Here is a 16,129-nt window from a genome sequence, read left to right as displayed (position 1 = left end):
CTAGCCGGTCGGTTCCAGAGACTCGCTCAGTGTCTCGAGTTCGAGCCAGCGATCCTCCATCTTTGTTCGCTCCTGGATCGCTTCTTCGAGACGCCTAGTGGCGCCGTCGAAGCCCTCGCGGTCCGTGGTGTAAAAGGCGCCATCGGACAATTTGTCCTCGAGCGTGGCGATCTCGGCGCTGATCGCCTCGATCAGGCCGGGCAGGATTTCGAGCTGACGCCGGTCCTTGTAGCTCAGCTTCGTTTGCCGGCGCGGCCGCTCTCTGGTCCGTGGCGCCGCCTCGCTCTTGGGCGCCTTGAACGCGACCGCCCCGCGCCTGTTTTCTTTGCGCTGGGTTAGATAGTCGCTGTAGCCGCCGGCGTACTCGGTGGCCCGGCCGTCCCCTTCCATGGCGATCGTACCGGTGACGATGCGATCGAGGAAATTTCGGTCGTGGCTGACCAGCAGCAACGTTCCCGGATAGTCGCTCAGCATGTCCTCGAGCCGCTCGAGGGTGTCCATATCGAGGTCGTTGGTCGGTTCGTCGAGCACCAACAGCTCGCTCGGCCGGGCCAGGATCTTAGCCAGCAGCAGGCGGTTGCGCTCGCCGCCGGACAAACTGCTGACCGGACTCTTGGCTTGCTTCGGATCGAATAGGAAATCCTTCAGGTAGGCCACCACGTGGCGCGGCCGGCCATGCACCCAGACCGTGTCGCCGCCGCCGGGGCACAGGGTCTGCCACAGGGTCTGCTCGCGGTCGAGAATCGCACGATGCTGGTCGAAATAGGCCACGGTCAGGCTCTTTGTCAAGCGCACCCGTCCGCCGTCGGGCTCGAGATCTCCGACCAAGAGCCGCAGCAATGTCGTCTTTCCGGCGCCGTTGGGGCCGAGGATACCGATGCGGTCGCCGCGCAGGATGCGGGTCGAAAAACCGTTGACGATCGATAGGGGCTGGTCGGCGCCGGGAAAGCTCTTGGACAGGTCCTTGGCATCGATGACGACACGGCTTTTCAACTCGCCGTCCTCGGCGGCGATCTTGGCGCGCGCTTTCTCACCGATCAGGGTTGCGCGGACCGCGCGGAGATCCTGCAGGCGGCGCAGACGACCCTGATTGCGCCGCCGCCGCGCCGTCACGCCGCGATGCAGCCAACGCGCTTCGGCGGCCAACTTGCTGTCGAGTTTCTCGACCGCTCGGGCCTCGGCGGCGTAGACATCTTCCTGCCACGAATCGAAGGCTGCAAACCCCTTGTCGAGGCGCCGCAGGCGGCGGCGGTCGAGCCACAGGGTCCGATTGCTCACATTGGCGAGAAAGGTCCGGTCGTGGCTGACGACCAGCACCGAGCCGGGATAGTCGCGGAGAGTCCGCTCGAGCCATTCGATTGTCGCGAGGTCGAGATGGTTGGTCGGCTCGTCGAGCAACAGGATATCCGGCCGCCCGGACAAGACCCGCGCCAGACCGGCACGCCGACCTTCGCCGCCGGAGAGCGAATGTAGCGGGCGCGCGCCATCGAGACCGACCTGATCGAGCGCGGCGTCAACTTCGTGGCTCGCGGCGCCGCCGGCGGACACATACTCGAGCACCGTCTGATCCGGTGCCAGGACCGGCTCCTGGGGCAGGTAGGCAAGCCGGGTGCCCGGTTGCAAGAACGTGTCGCCGCTATCCGGTTCGATTTCTCCCGCCAGCATTCGCAGCAATGTCGTCTTGCCGGAGCCATTGCGGCCGACCAAGCACGCCCTTTCGCCGGCGCCGATGCGGAGATCGACGCCTTCAAAAAGCACATTATCGCCGAGCCTGAGGTGGATGTCGGCGATGGTCGTGAGCGGCGGTGCCGACATTCCGTCGTTCCGGATGATGATGTTTTTCTATGATCGCAGGCAAAACCTACCGGCGACGCGCGGCGATCCTAGACGGGCTTCCCGGCTTTGACCACCGGCGAACGCGCAGGCCACCGTTGCGTCGCGTGCGGGACGGACGGCGGTTACAGGGTAATGCGCAACCCGTCCTCGGCGGTCTCGTAGTCGGCGTCGTCGCGGTGCGCCAGCATTTCGGTTCCCATATGGGTCAGCATGACGCGGTGTGCACCGACCCGCGGCAATTGATCCTTCAGGGTCATGTAATCGAGGTGATGCTTGACCGGCTTGTCGTACATCGACGCTTCGATAATGAAGAGATCGGTATCGCGGCCGAGCGGGATCAGCGATTCGGTCCATCCCGTATCGCCCGAATAGGCGATCGTGCGGCCGGCACAGGTGACACGCAGGCCGTAGGGGGGACACCCGCAGGCATGGGCGACCTCGATCGGCATCACTTCGACGCCGCAGACTTCGACCGCGACCTCGGCATCGAGCTCTCGTACGTCGACGTCGAACCGTCTCTCGACCTTGGTCGAGCCCGGATACATCACCTCCATCAGGCTGTCGAGGCGGGTCGCCGTGCCGGGCGGGCCGGTCACGATCAATGGCCGCTCGCGGCGCGTGAACTGGGCATCGATAATGAGGAACGGCAATCCGCCGAAATGGTCGCCGTGCAGGTGGGTCAGCAGCACCGCGTCGATCTCGCCCGGGTCGATGCCGTGCTTCTTGAGCGCGATGAGCGACGATGCGCCGCAATCGATCAGAACCCGGCCGCCGGCGTGAGAGACCATGAAACAGGTCTGGAACCGGCCGCCATTGCCGAACGCATCGCCACAGCCCAGGACCATCACCTCGACGCTGCTCAGCTTATTCCCCTTTCCTTGCTGACCCGGTCCCAGGCACCGTTGATCGTCGCCAGCTTATCGTTGGCGAGATCGATGAACTCCTGCGGCATGCCTTGGGCGACCAACGTATCCGGGTGGTTCTCGCGCACCAGTTTGCGGTAGGCCGATTTCAGTTCCGCATCGCCGGCCTCCCGGGTCATCCCGAGGATGACGTAAGGATCGGCCTTCTGCGGCCCCATCTGTTCGGCCTCGATACGGCTGAAGGTCGCCGCGTCGAAGCCGAAGATTTCCGAAACGCGATGGAGGAATTCCTTTTCCTTGGCGTGATAAACGCCGTCGGCGCGGGCGATGTGGAACAGCGCGTTGAGCAGTTCCTCGAGCACCCGCGGATGATTGCGGAACATGCGCGCGACTTGCTCGGCGTAGGGCTCGAACCCGCGTGCGTCCTGCCGCGCCTGGTTGAAGACGCGGGAGACGTTCTTGATCTCGTTCTCCGGAACTTGGAAGACTTCGCGGAAGGCGTTGATTTCGTCCTTGGTGACGACGCCGTCGGCCTTCGCCATCTTGGCGCCCAAGACGATGACCGCAATGGTGAAGGCGATGCGCTTGGTCGCCGCGTCGGGGTCGACGTCATCGCTCTGTTGCGTTCGGTATCGGTCGACCGCGTGTCCCGCGATCACGCCGACCAGCGCGCCCAACGGCCCGCCCATCGCGAAGCCGGCCGCGCCGCCTAGAATCTTGCCCCAGACGCTCATCGTGCGCGGTCATGCCGCGTTGGATCGGCGGCCGGCGTTGGGGAGGGCGCGGACATCAGCCGCCTCCGCCGGGGCCAATCAGACCGAGACCGGGCAGCCGCAACTTGAGATCGAGCGGATCGATGCCGATGCCGAGGCCGAGCACGCTCAACTCGATTCCCTCCTCGCTCCCCGCCAGAATGCCGAACACCCCGCCGAGCGACAGCTGATAGCCGGTTCCGCTCGGCGTCGGGGCGACAATGGCGCCGCCGGCCAGGTAATCCTTGCCGACCGCGGTCGGCGGCAGATCGAGGCGCAACGCGGGCACCAGCCGGGCGACGAAGGCGGTGAAGGTATTGCTGTTGGGTCCCGGCCACACGCGGTAGGCATCGTTGTGCGGGTAAGCGGTGACGGCACGCTCGATCGCGGGGATCGCGGCGGCGGCCTCGGTGCCGCGCAACTCGGCGAGAACCTCGGGGGCGCTGCCGAACCATTCGGTATCCGGCCGCCGATCGCGGATGGCTACCGCCGGTAGGCCTCGGTAGTGGCGCCAGCCGATCACCTCATAGGTGGTGTAGGTGGCGGCATTGGCCGGCTTGACCGCGATCCAGGTATGGATGCCGAAGGCGCCGCGCCAGGAAAAGGCACGGGCGGCATAGACTTGGACCAGGGCCTCCTGGGTTGCGGTCGGATCGGGGGCGATGCCGGTCACATTATGGGTCGCTGTCCGCCAGTCGCCGCGCAGCGGCGCGACACCGGTCGCGATTGTGGCCAGGGGCCCCATCAGAACCAGTAGGACGAGACAGAGGAACAAAACCATCAAGCGTCGCGCCATCCTCATGGTGCCGACGCTAGCCGTGGATTGCGTTCGGATCAAGGCGTGGATCGAAACCGCGGCCGAACGCGATACCGCGCCGACGAGGTTGTTGCAGGTCGAATGGGGCTCGGCGCAAGGTAGGCGCCGTCAGGCTGCTCGACCCGCCGGGGTCCCGGGTTACGGCGGCCGCGACAGGGCCAATTGCGAAAGAGGTGCGATGTCCGCCGCTCGAGCTTCGACCGTCAGCCATCGGCTGAGCGCCAATCGCCTTTCATTGTCGGTCGCCGGGGCGACGGTGCTGGCGTGGATCGCGGTCGAAATTCTGGCGACGGCATACGCGGGCAACGTCGCCGCCGGTGCAACGGGCCCGTTGTTCGAGCTCATCGCCGGGCACTTTGCCCTGCGCTGGAAGTTCTCCGACCTGCCGCCGGTGATGACGTGGCAGGCGATCGTCGCCGTCATCCAGGCCTTCATCTTGGCTGCCGGTTTCGGTTGGCTGCTGGCGCTGCGCGACGGGTTCGTTCGCTGGATCATGGGCGCCGACGCCTATGCCCGTCTGGCCGATCCGCGCGCCTTGCAGGTGCTTTGCGCCGTTCTCTTCACGGTGTTCCTTGGCGCTCACCTCGGCACCGGCCTGTTCCGCGACTACGCCGCCCATGCCATCCAATGGTCGGCAACGCTCGACGGCCTCGATCCATGGCGCGACCCGGCGGCCGGCAACAATGCCTACGGCCCCCTGTTCAATGTGTTCGCCGTCGCCTTCGCGGTGAATCCGTTGTGGCCGGTGGCGCTGTTCCTCTATCTCTGGTTCGGCTGCTGGCTGTTCATTCTCGGCCGGCTGCTCGACCAGGGCGGACGGCCGTTCGAATCCGCTTTGTTCGCTTCCGTGCTCTTCGTCATGGGCCCCTATTTCTGGGTTCTGCTCGGCTTCTACGCCCATTTCGACATCGTGCCGGCCGCCGCCGCGTTGTTCGCGGTCCACTTGGCCCTCGCCAAGCGGCCGCTCGGCGCCGGGGCGATCCTGGGCCTCGGCGTGCTGGCCAAGTTCTACCCGATCATCGTGCTGCCGTTCCTGATAGTGCGCGGGCGTGCGATCGACTGGCGTCCGGCGCTCGGCTGCGCCCTCGTCGTGGCGGTCGGCACCGCGGTCGCATTCGCGATCTGGGGCGATTCCATATTCGACCCGGTGGCCTATGCCGCCGATCGCCGCACCCGCCATCTGTCGATCCTTCGCGTCGGCGAGGGTCGCATCGTCGCGGCATTGACCGGCCAGCAATTCTCGTTGCGCGCGCTCGGCGTACCGCTCGCCGCCCTCTGCGGCCTCGCGCTCTTTGCCTATTGCGTGTGGAAGGACATCGACGCCGAGGTCGGCGCCGCCCTGGCGCCGGTCGTCGTGCTGCTGTTCTACCCGCTCGCCCACTTCCAATTCTTCGCGATTTGCTTCTTGCTGATCGCCTATTGGTACGCCACCGATCGAAGCGGCCTTTTCCAGTCCGCCGGCTTGCGCCGCGCGACGGTCCTCTATCTCGGCTGGGTCTCGGCGTTCGCGGTTCTGTTCTATCTGTCTCAGGGTCATATGCGGCAGGATCCGGCGCGCTGGGTGCGCGACTTCGCCGGCCTGCCGGCGTTCCTTTTCGGAGTCTATTTCGTCTGGGCGGCGTTGCGCGCCGCGACGAAGGGCGGGGTCAAGAAACACCTGGCTTGACCTGATCCCAGGAAACGATAGCTTCGCCGGAAATCGGCACCTGGGATAAATGTTGATGACCGACGGCCACTGGCAGTTCTGGATCGATCGCGGCGGCACCTTCACCGACGTCGTCGCCAAGCGCCCGGACGGCGCCGTGGTCACCCACAAACTGTTGTCGGAAAATCCCGAACAATACGCCGACGCGGCACTTCAGGGGGTCCGTGAGCTGCTCGGCCTGGACAGCGGCGATGCGATACCGGAGGCCGATATCGACGCCGTCAAGATGGGCACGACGGTGGCGACCAACGCATTGCTGGAGCGCAAGGGCGACCGTACCGTTCTGGTCATCACCAAAGGCTTCGCCGATGCCCTGCGCATCGCCTACCAGAACCGCCCCAGATTGTTCGACCGGCACATCGTACTCCCCGAACTGCTGTACGAGCGGGTGATCGAGGTCGACGAGCGTGTGCGCGCCGACGGTCAAGAAATCGTGGCGGTCGATCTCGACCCCGCCGGTGAGAGCTTACAGCAAGCCTACGACGACGGCATCCGTTCGACGGCCATCGTCTTCATGCACGGCTATCGCTATCCAGATCATGAGCGCGCGGTGGCAGAGCTGGCGAAGCGGATCGGCTTCACCCAGATCTCCGTGTCCCACGGCGTGAGCCCGCTGATGAAGCTGGTCAGCCGCGGCGACACGACGGTCGTCGACGCTTATCTATCGCCGATCCTGCGGCGCTATGTCGATCGGGTCGCGACCGAGCTCGGCGACGTCCGGCTGATGTTCATGCAATCCAACGGCGGCCTGACCGACGCCCGCTTCTTCCAGGGCAAGGACAGCATCCTGTCGGGTCCGGCCGGCGGCGTGGTGGGTATGGTGCGGACCGCCGAGATGGCGGGGTTCGGCGAGATCATCGGCTTCGACATGGGCGGCACCTCGACCGACGTGTCCCATTACAACGGGGAATACGAGCGCGCCTTCGAGACCCAGGTCGCCGGCGTCCGCATGCGCGCGCCGATGATGCAGATCCGCACCGTCGCCGCCGGTGGCGGCTCGATCCTCGTTTTCGACGGCATGAAATACCGCGTTGGTCCCGAATCGGCGGGCGCCAATCCTGGTCCCGCCTGCTACCGGCGGGGCGGTCCGTTGGCGGTCACCGACTGCAATGTGATGCTGGGCAAGATCCAGCCCGAATTCTTCCCCAAGGTGTTCGGGCCCAATGCGGACCGGCCGCTCGACGGCGACGTGGTTCGTGACAAGTTCGCCGCGTTGGCCGCCGAGATCAAGGCTCGCACCGGAGACGCCCGCACGCCGGTCGAAGTCGCCGAGGGATTTCTCCGCATCGCCGTCGATAACATGGCGAATGCGATCAAGGAGATCTCGATCCAGCGCGGCTATGACGTCACCGAATACACCCTTTGCTGCTTCGGTGGCGCCGGCGGCCAGCACGCCTGCCTGGTCGCCGACGCGCTCGGCATGACACGGGTCTTCCTTCATCCCTTCGCCGGCGTGCTGTCGGCCTATGGCATGGGTCTCGCGGATATGCGGGTGATTCGCGAACAGGCGGTGGAGGCCCGTCTCGGCGACGAGATTTTACCCGACCTGAAAGCCGTGCTCGAACGGCTCGAGGCCGAAGGCCGTGCCGAAATGCGCGCCCAGGGCATCGACGACGACCACATCCGCGTCAAGCACACGATCCACCTCCGCTACGACGGCACCGATGCGCCGCTGATCGTCGATTTCGGCGATACCCAGGTCATCATCGCGAGCTTCGAGCACGCCCATCGCCAGCGCTACGGCTTCGTCGTCCCCGACAAGCCCCATGTCGTCGAGGCGGTGGCGGTCGAGGTCATCGGCCTGACCGAAACCGTCGAAGATCCGGTGGTGGCCGAGCAGGGCGCGCCATCGGCGTTGCCCGACGCCCTGGCCCGGGTCGCCATGGTCAGCGGCGGCGGCAATTACGAGACCCCGGTCTATGCCCGCGAGACGCTTCGGCCCGGGCACCGCATCGACGGTCCCGCCGTGCTCATCGAGGCGACCAGCACGACGGTCATCGAGCCCGGCTGGCAGGGCGAGATCACGCCGCGCAACCATGTCGTCATGACCCGCGTGGTGCCGCTACAACGGGCCTCCGCGGTGGGCACCAAAGTCGACCCGGTGATGCTGGAAATCTTCAACAACCTGTTCATGTCGATCGCCGAGCAGATGGGCGCGACGCTCGAAAACACAAGCTATTCGGTCAACATCAAGGAACGGCTCGATTTCTCCTGCGCCATCTTCGACCAGCACGGGCAGCTGATCGCCAACGCGCCCCACATGCCGGTCCATCTGGGCTCGATGAGCGAGAGCGTGCGAGCCATCATCCGCGAACGCGGCGGCACCATGGCGCCGGGCGACGTCTATGTCCTCAACGCACCCTATAACGGCGGTACGCACCTGCCCGACATCACAGTGATCACTCCGGTGTTCGATGACGCCGGCGCGACCATCCTGTTCTATGTCGGCTCGCGCGGCCACCATGCGGATATCGGGGGTATCACGCCGGGCTCGATGCCGCCGGACAGCACGACGGTCGAGGAGGAAGGCGTCCTGATCGACAACTTCACCTTGGTCGACCGCGGCCGGTTCTGCGAACCGGAGTTGCGGGAATTGCTCGATTCGGGGGCTTATCCGGCACGCAATCCCAACCAAAACGTGGCCGACCTGCGCGCCCAGATCGCCGCCAACGAGAAGGGCGTCCAGGAATTGCGCCGCATGGTCGACCATTTCGGTCTCGATGTCGTCCACGCCTATATGGGCCACGTCCAGGACAACGCGGAGGAACAGGTGCGTCGTGTCCTCGACGTGCTCAAGGACGGCGAATTCACCTATCCCCTGGACGAGGGTGGCGAGGTCCACGTCGCCGTCACCATCGACAAGGCGGCGCGCAGCGCGACCATCGATTTCACCGGCACCTCGGACCAGCTGCCCAATAATTTCAACGCGCCGTCGGCGGTTTGCCGGGCGGCCGTGCTCTATGTCTTCCGTACCCTGGTCGATGACGAGATCCCGATGAACGAGGGCTGCCTCAAGCCGCTCAGTATCGTCATCCCGGAAGGCTCGATGCTGAACCCTCAATATCCGGCCGCCGTCGTTGCCGGCAACGTCGAGACCAGCCAGATGATCACCGACACGCTCTATGGCGCGCTCGGCGTCATGGGCGCGTCCCAGGGCACGATGAACAACCTGACCTTCGGCGACGACAGGTACCAGTATTACGAGACGATCTGCGGCGGCTCCGGCGCGGGGCCCGATTTCGACGGCTGCGACGCCGTCCATACACACATGACCAACTCGCGCCTGACCGATCCCGAAGTGCTCGAATGGCGCTTCCCGGTGATGGTCGAATCCTTCGTCATTCGCCGCGGCTCGGGTGGGGGCGGCGTGCATCGCGGCGGCGATGGCGCGGTGCGCCGGATCAAGTTCCTCGAACCGATGACGGCGGCGATCCTGTCCAACCATCGCCGCGTCGCGCCCTATGGCATGGCCGGCGGCGAGACCGGCGCGCTCGGACACAACTATGTCGAGCGCGCGGACGGTACCATCGTCGAGCTCGGGCCGACCGACAAGATCGAGCTCGGGCCGGACGATGTCTTTGTCGTCGAAACGCCGGGCGGCGGTGGCTTCGGCAGCGCCGGCGAGACCAGGGAGGCGGCGGGGTAGCTTTGCCTCCGGCAGGGCACATCGTCCTGCGGCCGAGCGGCGGACGGACGCGAATGCAGAGAGGAGATGTCGATGCGGGTGGCGGTCATCGGCGGCGGGCCGGCGGGTCTCTATTTCAGTTATCTCTTCAAGCGGCGTCGCGGCGATGCAGAAATCTGGCTGGTCGAGCAGAACCCGCCCGATGCGACCTTCGGCTTCGGTGTCGTTTTCTCCGACCGCGCCCTCGAGTTCCTGCGCGCCGACGATGGCGAAACCTACGACCTCATCCGGCCCAGCCTCGAAACCTGGCACGACCTTCGCATTGTCCATGACGGTGAGATCATCGCAATCGACGGCATCGGCTTCTCGGCGATCGGCCGCTTGGAGCTGCTACGCCTCCTCCAATCGCGGGTCGCCTCGGTCGACCTCCGACCGGACTTCGGCCGTCGAATTGACAGTCTCGATGAATTGGCCGACGCCGATCTCGTGATCGGCGCCGACGGCGTCAATTCGCTGGTCCGCGGCACCTACCAGGATGCCTTCGGCGCGTCGGTTACCTATTTCTCGAACAAGTTCGTGTGGTACGGCACGACCAAGCCGTTCGAGACGCTTACCCAGACATTCCACCGAACCGCCGACGGCGTTTTCAACGCGCACCATTATCGTTACGCGCCGGGGATGAGCACATTCATCGTCGAGACCGACGCCGAGACCTGGGCGCGCGCGGGCTTTGCGGAAATGACCGAAGCCGAGACGAAATCCTATTGCGAGGAGACTTTCGCCGAAGATCTCGATGGCCATTCCCTGGTTTCCAACAAGTCGGTTTGGCGGAATTTTCCCCGAGTGTCCAACCGCCGCTGGTCTGCCGGCAATGCCGTGCTCGTCGGTGACGCGCTGCACACCGCGCATTTCTCGATCGGCTCCGGGACGCGGCTCGCCCTCGAGGATGCCATAGCCCTGGCGGAGGCGCTCGAGATGCATGGCGATGACGTGCCCAGGGCGCTCGAAAGTTATGAGAAAGAACGGCGGCCGATCGTCGAAAAGCTGGTCGCCGCGGCCAATGCGAGCGGCGCGTGGTACGAGAGTTTCGGTCGGCATATGGAACTCGATGCCTGGAACCTCGCCTGGCGCTATATCCAGCGCAGCGGCCGCGTCGACACCGAGCGCCTGCGGGCGAATTCACCAGGCTTCGTGGGCGAATATCTGAACCGTCGGTCGGCGAAGGAGATCAGCCCGTGAGCGCGGACGCGTCGGACGACGACACCATCGTCGATCGCGTGCCCGACGATGCGCCCGGTGCGGCCGAGATCGGGTTCTCGGTGCCTGATCGCTACAACGCGAGCGAGATCCTCTTCCGCAATCTTGAGACCGGCCGCGGCGACAAGATCGCGATCTACGGCGCTACCGGTGATTGGACCTATCGGCAGCTTTGCGAGCAGGCCGCGCGGTTCGGCAACGGGTTCCGCGAACTCGGCCTCGCGCGCGGCGACCGCGTGCTTCTCTTCCTCGACGATACGCCGGTCTATCCGGCGGCCCTGTTCGGCGCCATTCGGGCGGGCCTGGTACCGGTCCTCATCAATACGCTGTCGCCGGTCGAGTTGGTCCGCTTCTATCTTCAGGATTCGCGGGCCCGTGCCGCCATCGTCGACGCCGCCTATGCCGACAGTTTCGATGGGGAGACGGTCGACGGCACGGCCCTCGAAACCGTCATCGTGAATGGGCTGGCTTCGCTCGCGGGTCGCTTCGAGATCAAAGACGCCGAGACCTGGCTCGCCGGGCAGGAGACCAGGCTCGATGCCGCGCGGACCGACCGCGACGACATGGCGTTCTGGATGTACAGCTCCGGCAGCACCGGCCGGCCGAAGGGAGTCGTCCATCTCCAGCACGACATGCTCTACACCGCCCAATCCTATGCCCGCCATGTCATCGCTCTCGGCCAAGACGACATCAGCTTCTCGGTGCCCAAGATCTTTTTCGCCTACGGGTTCGGAAACTCGGTCACCTTTCCGTTCGCCACCGGCGGCGGCTCGGTGTTACTCGCCGGGCGCCCCGACCCGCAAGCCGTTTTCACCGCGATCGAGCGATTTCGCCCGACCGTGTTCTACGGCCTGCCGACGCTCTTCACGGCCCTGCTGAAGGATCCGCGAAGCGCAACCGCGGACCTTTCGTCGCTGCGGCTTTGCGTCTCGGCCGCCGAGGTGTTGTCGGCGGAAATCTTCAATGGCTGGAAGGAACTGTTCGGCCTCGAGATCGTCGAGGGGCTGGGGTCGACCGAATTGCTGCACATGTACCTGTCGAATACGGTCGAGCAAAAGAAGCTGGGCGCGGCGGGAAAGCGCGTTCCCGGTTACGAGATCCGACTGACCGACCGCGCCGGTGCGCCGGTCGCCGCCGGCGAGGAGGGGATCCTTTCCGTCCGTGGTCATTCGAGCGCCCCGTGCTATTGGGGTCAGTCGGAGAAAACGGCCGACACCATGCGCGACGACTGGATCTGGACCGGCGATCGTTTCGTCGAGGATGAGGACGGGTTCTACTTTTTCCGCGGCCGCGCCGACGACCTCATCAAGGTCAGCGGTCAATGGGTCTATCCGCTCGAAATCGAGCTGTGCCTGGCCGAACATCCCGCCGTGCGCGAATGCGCCGTCTTCGGCGTCGAGCTGGCGGACCGGCGGATGACGATTCGGGCCTTCGTCGTCCTCGAACCCGGCCGCGCGGAGTCGGCGGCGACGACGAAGGAACTGCAAGCCTATGTCAAGGCCGCGCTGCTGCCGTACAAATATCCGCGGATCATCGACTACACCAACGAGTTGCCCAAGACCGGAACCGGCAAGATCGATCGCCAGGCGCTAAAGGCGCGGCCGTTGGAATCCTGACCATCCTAGAGCTTCGATAAGTACGGCTGAACTGGAAGCATTCCCCGAATGGTCATCCCGGGCGCAGCGCAGCGCGCAGCGGTGTGCTGCAGACCCGGGATCCCGGACCGGCGAAGCAGCACGACGTGCTGAACGCATCCGGGACGACTGAATTGGCCGGATCAGGATATCCGGGATACGCCTTAACCGGATTCCGGCGCCGGGTCGCCTATGTTAGAGCCAGGCGCCCGGGTCTTCGATCGGCTTGCCGTCGTTGAAGCGGAGAAAACCCTTCACCAGCCGATAGATGTACCACAGGAAGACAACCAACAGCAGCAGGAAGCCGATGAAGATAACGGTCAGCACGCCGGCGATGATGCCGGCGATGAGGCCGAGCCAGAAGGTGCGGATGAGCCACCGGTAGTGGCTTTGGAGAAACTCGTCGGTAACCTCATTGACCTTGATGTGGGCGATGATGACGCCGGCCACCGCGGTCAGGCCATTGATCAGGCTCAGACCATAAAGAACGTAGGTAATGAGCAGCAGGTTGCGCGCTTTCTGCGCGTCGTCCCCCGTCGGCAGAGTGGTATCGTCTGACATGGTTCGGTCCCCGGAATTTGCCATCGACTCCGATTGAAATGGTAGCCGGAACGACCGACCGGCGCAATGTCCAGACGGGACAGCGAAATTCTTATAGAATGACCCCGGTTGGGCGTTTGCCCGGTCCCGGCGTTGATTTGCCCGATCGTGCAATCCCTCACGACCTTCCTGAAGCGGGAGACAAGATCGAAATGACCAGGTTCGCGGTATTGCTGTTGTTGTCCGCTGTCGCCGTGCTGAGCCCGATCGACGCACGGGCAGAGCGGGTTTTACGCTTGACCATGCAATTGCCCCTGGCCAATGTGCTCGGCCAGAATATTCAGGCATTCAAGGACCGCGTCGAGCTCGCGTCCGGCGGTGATATTCGCGTCGAGATCTACCCCTCGGCCCAACTCTACAAGGACAAAGCGGTGCCACAGGCGGTTGCGAGCGGCGCCATCGATATGGGGTTGGCTTCGTTGACGCGATTCGCTGGGACCCGGCCGGCGGTCGAGTTGTTTTCGCTGCCCTTCCTGTTCAATGACAACGCCGCCGTCGCCGAGGCGATCGCGCCGGACAGCCCGGTCCGCCGGATTCTCGATGCCGATATCCTCTCCACCGGTGCGCGCGCCCTGTGGTGGCAGCCCTTCGGCCTCGCGATCACGGTCGGAAAGAGGCAGGCGCTGGTCGAGCCGTCGGACCTCAAGGGCAAGAAGGTGCGCGTCTACGGGCGTATGCTGGGTGAATTCGTCAAGCAGCTCGGTGCCGCACCGGTTCTGTTGTCGGGCTCCGAGCAGTTTCTCGCCTATCAGCGCGGCACCGTCGATTATGGCATGACCGCTGTCGGGGCGGTCGAATCGCGACGCCTCTATGAAGTCATGGACTACCTCTCCAACACCAACCTGGCGGCGGCGGTTTTTGTCGTGTTGATCAACGACGACCTGTGGCGCGGCATGTCCGAGGCCGAGCGCGAGATTATCGGCGCCGCCGCTGTCGCCGTCGAGCGCGAGCTGCGCGCCGGCTATGGTGCGGTGGAACTCGAGCTTCTCGATTGGCTGCGCACCGACACCGATATGACGGTCGTCGATCTGACCGCGGCCCAAATCGCCGATTGGCGCGCCCAGGCCGAACCCATCTATCAGCTGTATCTGCAGGAGGCCGGTGCCGAGGGTGAACGGCTGTTAACCGAGGCGAGACGGCTGCAATAGATCCGCCATGGGACCGCCCCCATCACCAACCACGACCCGCCAATGATCCGGATCATCGATCGGCTGAGCGGCACCTGCGGCTATATCGCGGCATGGGTCTTCGTCGCCATCGGTGCCATCCTCGCCTTTGAGGTGGCGATGCGGTACCTCTTCAACGCCCCGACAATTTGGGTCGGAGAGATCGCGCGCCTGGCCCAGCTGTGGGCGACCTATTTTGCCGCCGCGTTTCTCCTCCGCGATCGTGGGTTGATCCGAATCACGGCACTGACGGAGCGTCTCGGTGCTCGCGGTCAGCGCCGGCTGGAAGTCCTTGCTTTGGCGTGGATCGGCGCGTTCAGCGCCGCCGCGATATGGTATGGAATCGCGATCGCCGCCGAATCGATCCGTGTCGGGCGCGCCGAATCGACGATGCTGGCGCTGCCGCAATGGGCCGGTGAAATTGCCATACCGGTTGGGTTCGCGCTTCTCCTGCTGCAAGTCATCGCCGAGCTCTTGCGATTGCGCCATTCGGCCAAGTCGGGCAACGCCGACGCGACGGGCGGCTGACATGTCCGGCGCCCTTGTCTTCGCATCGCTGCTTGGGCTTCTGGTCGCCGGCGTCCCGGTCGCCTTTGCCTTGGGCGGACTCGGGCTGGTCTTGCTGATCGCCGGCGGATTTTCGCCGCTGATGATGGGTCACAGCCTGCACGGAGCGATCGACAGCTTTATTCTCCTCGCCGTGCCCCTGTTTCTATTGATGTCGAACGTGATGCTGAAAGGCGGGGTCGGCCGCGACGTGTTCACCGCCGCCCAAAGCTGGGTCGGTCACTGGCCGGGTGGGCTCGCCGTCGCGACGATCGTGTCCTGCGCCTTGTTCGCGGCCATTTCCGGCAGTTCGGTCGCGACCGCGGCGACGATCGGCACGGTCGCGATTCCGGAATTGCTGCGGAGCGGCTACCGCGAGCGCTTCGTCTTCGGGTTGTTGGCGGCCGGCGGCACCCTCGGCATTTTGATTCCGCCGTCGATCCCGATGATCATTTACGGGGTCATGACCGAGCAGTCGGTCCTTGACCTGTTCCTGGCCGGTATTGGACCGGGATTGCTTCTCACCGTCCTGTTCATCTTGTTCGCCGTAATCCATGCACGGTTTACCGCCGACTTCACGTCACCGGCACGAGCAACGTGGGAAGAACGCCGGCGCCGGACCCTACGCGCGCTGCCGACTCTGGCCGTCGCGGTCATTGTCATCGCCGGGCTCTACACCGGCGCCTTTACACCGACCGAGGCATCCGCGGTCGGGTTTGCGCTCGCCCTTTTGCTCACCGCCGGATTGTTTCGCAGCCTCAGTTGGGCGGGATTCAAGGACGCGGTGGTGGAGAGCCTGCGCACGACCGTGACCATCTTTCTGATTTTGGCCGGCGCCAAGATCTTCGCCAAGGCGATTACGCTGTACCGGCTGCCACAGGATATCTCCGGTTTCCTGGTCACCAACCTCAGCGAGCCCGCTTACTTCATTGCCGCGGTCTGCCTGGTGCTGCTGCTGCTCGGTCTGGTGCTCGAGGCGCTGTCGATGCTGATCGTGATGATGCCGGTGCTCTTTCCAAGCCTTGCGCCGCTCGGTATCGACCCGATCTGGTTCGGTGTCTTTTTCGTCGTCATGATCGAATGCGCGCTGATCACGCCGCCGCTTGGTCTCAATCTCTTTGTCATTCAATCGGTCGCGCGCGCCCGACTCGGCACCGTGGTAGCCGGGGTATGGCCGTTCGTTCTGTTGATGCTGATGGCCGTGATCCTGATTACGATCTTTCCCGATATCGCGCTTTTCATCCCGTTTGGGCTCTAACCCTTGGCTCTGCGGACCTTGCCCTTCGCCGCCGCGGGGACTAGCTTTTGAGGCATCCGCATGCGTCCAA

Annotated in this window: 12 protein-coding genes; 7 read left to right on the top strand and 5 right to left on the bottom strand. The window is 64.7% G+C overall.

Annotated elements, in window-relative coordinates; translation table 11 throughout:
* From GY791_13195 to GY791_13180, 4 genes are all read right to left on the bottom strand, one after another.
* The gene (locus tag GY791_13195; protein ID MCP4329381.1) at positions 1-1,815 is read right to left on the bottom strand and encodes an ATP-binding cassette domain-containing protein; all 1,815 of its coding nucleotides are present in this window, start codon (positions 1,813-1,815) and stop codon (positions 1-3) included.
* Positions 1,816-1,958: 143 nt separating this feature from the next.
* A complete protein-coding gene (locus GY791_13190) occupies positions 1,959-2,681 on the bottom strand; it encodes an MBL fold metallo-hydrolase (protein ID MCP4329380.1) in 723 nt (240 codons plus the stop codon).
* Positions 2,682-2,695: 14 nt separating this feature from the next.
* Positions 2,696-3,433, bottom strand: a complete 738-nt coding sequence (locus tag GY791_13185; GenBank protein ID MCP4329379.1) for a DnaJ domain-containing protein — start codon at positions 3,431-3,433, stop codon at positions 2,696-2,698.
* Positions 3,434-3,488: 55 nt separating this feature from the next.
* Positions 3,489-4,247 carry a DUF3750 domain-containing protein gene (locus GY791_13180; GenBank protein ID MCP4329378.1) on the bottom strand — a complete coding sequence of 253 codons (759 nt, stop codon included), beginning with the start codon at positions 4,245-4,247 and terminating at the stop codon, positions 3,489-3,491.
* A 199-nt stretch (positions 4,248-4,446) separates the two neighbouring features.
* Between GY791_13180 and GY791_13175 the strand changes: the two genes are divergently transcribed.
* From GY791_13175 to GY791_13160, 4 genes are all read left to right on the top strand, one after another.
* Positions 4,447-5,934: a DUF2029 domain-containing protein gene (locus GY791_13175; protein MCP4329377.1), complete on the top strand. Its 1,488-nt coding sequence runs from the start codon at positions 4,447-4,449 to the stop codon at positions 5,932-5,934.
* 49 nt (positions 5,935-5,983) lie between these two features.
* Complete coding sequence (locus GY791_13170; GenBank protein ID MCP4329376.1) at positions 5,984-9,619, top strand: 5-oxoprolinase; 3,636 nt, start codon at positions 5,984-5,986, stop codon at positions 9,617-9,619.
* 72 nt (positions 9,620-9,691) lie between these two features.
* On the top strand, positions 9,692-10,837 hold the full coding sequence (locus tag GY791_13165; GenBank protein MCP4329375.1) for a monooxygenase: 1,146 nt from the start codon (positions 9,692-9,694) through the stop codon (positions 10,835-10,837).
* Positions 10,834-12,471: a benzoate-CoA ligase family protein gene (locus tag GY791_13160; GenBank protein MCP4329374.1), complete on the top strand. Its 1,638-nt coding sequence runs from the start codon at positions 10,834-10,836 to the stop codon at positions 12,469-12,471. The genes GY791_13165 and GY791_13160 overlap by 4 nt, the downstream gene beginning before the upstream one ends.
* A 213-nt stretch (positions 12,472-12,684) precedes the next feature.
* Here GY791_13160 and GY791_13155 read toward each other — a convergent pair whose 3' ends face one another.
* Positions 12,685-13,050, bottom strand: a complete 366-nt coding sequence (locus GY791_13155; protein ID MCP4329373.1) for a hypothetical protein — start codon at positions 13,048-13,050, stop codon at positions 12,685-12,687.
* A gap of 191 nt (positions 13,051-13,241) precedes the next feature.
* Between GY791_13155 and GY791_13150 the strand changes: the two genes are divergently transcribed.
* Genes GY791_13150 through GY791_13140 form a run of 3 tightly spaced genes read left to right on the top strand, consistent with a single transcriptional unit; the run spans position 13,242 to position 16,059 of the window.
* Positions 13,242-14,237, top strand: coding sequence for a C4-dicarboxylate ABC transporter substrate-binding protein (locus GY791_13150; GenBank protein ID MCP4329372.1), 996 nt, complete (start codon positions 13,242-13,244; stop codon positions 14,235-14,237).
* A gap of 42 nt (positions 14,238-14,279) precedes the next feature.
* The gene (locus GY791_13145; protein ID MCP4329371.1) at positions 14,280-14,783 is read left to right on the top strand and encodes a TRAP transporter small permease; all 504 of its coding nucleotides are present in this window, start codon (positions 14,280-14,282) and stop codon (positions 14,781-14,783) included.
* A gap of 1 nt (position 14,784) precedes the next feature.
* Positions 14,785-16,059 (top strand): TRAP transporter large permease, encoded by a 1,275-nt coding sequence (locus GY791_13140; GenBank protein ID MCP4329370.1) that lies wholly within the window; start codon positions 14,785-14,787, stop codon positions 16,057-16,059.
* Positions 16,060-16,129 lie beyond the last annotated feature (70 nt).

Source organism: Alphaproteobacteria bacterium, assembly GCA_024244705.1.
GTDB lineage: Bacteria > Pseudomonadota > Alphaproteobacteria > JAAEOK01 > JAAEOK01 > JAAEOK01.
Note: the sequence above shows the minus strand (reverse complement) of the source record. Positions and strands in the feature narration are given on the sequence as shown.

Excerpts from the sequence above, each read along its gene's own strand:
- GY791_13195 (MCP4329381.1), bottom strand. The coding sequence starts at position 1,815 with ATGTCGGCACCGCCGCTCACGACCATCGCCGACATCCACCTCAGGCTC.
- GY791_13190 (MCP4329380.1), bottom strand. The coding sequence starts at position 2,681 with ATGGTCCTGGGCTGTGGCGATGCGTTCGGCAATGGCGGCCGGTTCCAG.
- GY791_13185 (MCP4329379.1), bottom strand. The coding sequence starts at position 3,433 with ATGAGCGTCTGGGGCAAGATTCTAGGCGGCGCGGCCGGCTTCGCGATG.
- GY791_13180 (MCP4329378.1), bottom strand. The coding sequence starts at position 4,247 with ATGGCGCGACGCTTGATGGTTTTGTTCCTCTGTCTCGTCCTACTGGTT.
- GY791_13175 (MCP4329377.1), top strand. The coding sequence starts at position 4,447 with ATGTCCGCCGCTCGAGCTTCGACCGTCAGCCATCGGCTGAGCGCCAAT.
- GY791_13170 (MCP4329376.1), top strand. The coding sequence starts at position 5,984 with ATGTTGATGACCGACGGCCACTGGCAGTTCTGGATCGATCGCGGCGGC.
- GY791_13165 (MCP4329375.1), top strand. The coding sequence starts at position 9,692 with ATGCGGGTGGCGGTCATCGGCGGCGGGCCGGCGGGTCTCTATTTCAGT.
- GY791_13155 (MCP4329373.1), bottom strand. The coding sequence starts at position 13,050 with ATGTCAGACGATACCACTCTGCCGACGGGGGACGACGCGCAGAAAGCG.
- GY791_13150 (MCP4329372.1), top strand. The coding sequence starts at position 13,242 with ATGACCAGGTTCGCGGTATTGCTGTTGTTGTCCGCTGTCGCCGTGCTG.
- GY791_13145 (MCP4329371.1), top strand. The coding sequence starts at position 14,280 with ATGATCCGGATCATCGATCGGCTGAGCGGCACCTGCGGCTATATCGCG.
- GY791_13140 (MCP4329370.1), top strand. The coding sequence starts at position 14,785 with ATGTCCGGCGCCCTTGTCTTCGCATCGCTGCTTGGGCTTCTGGTCGCC.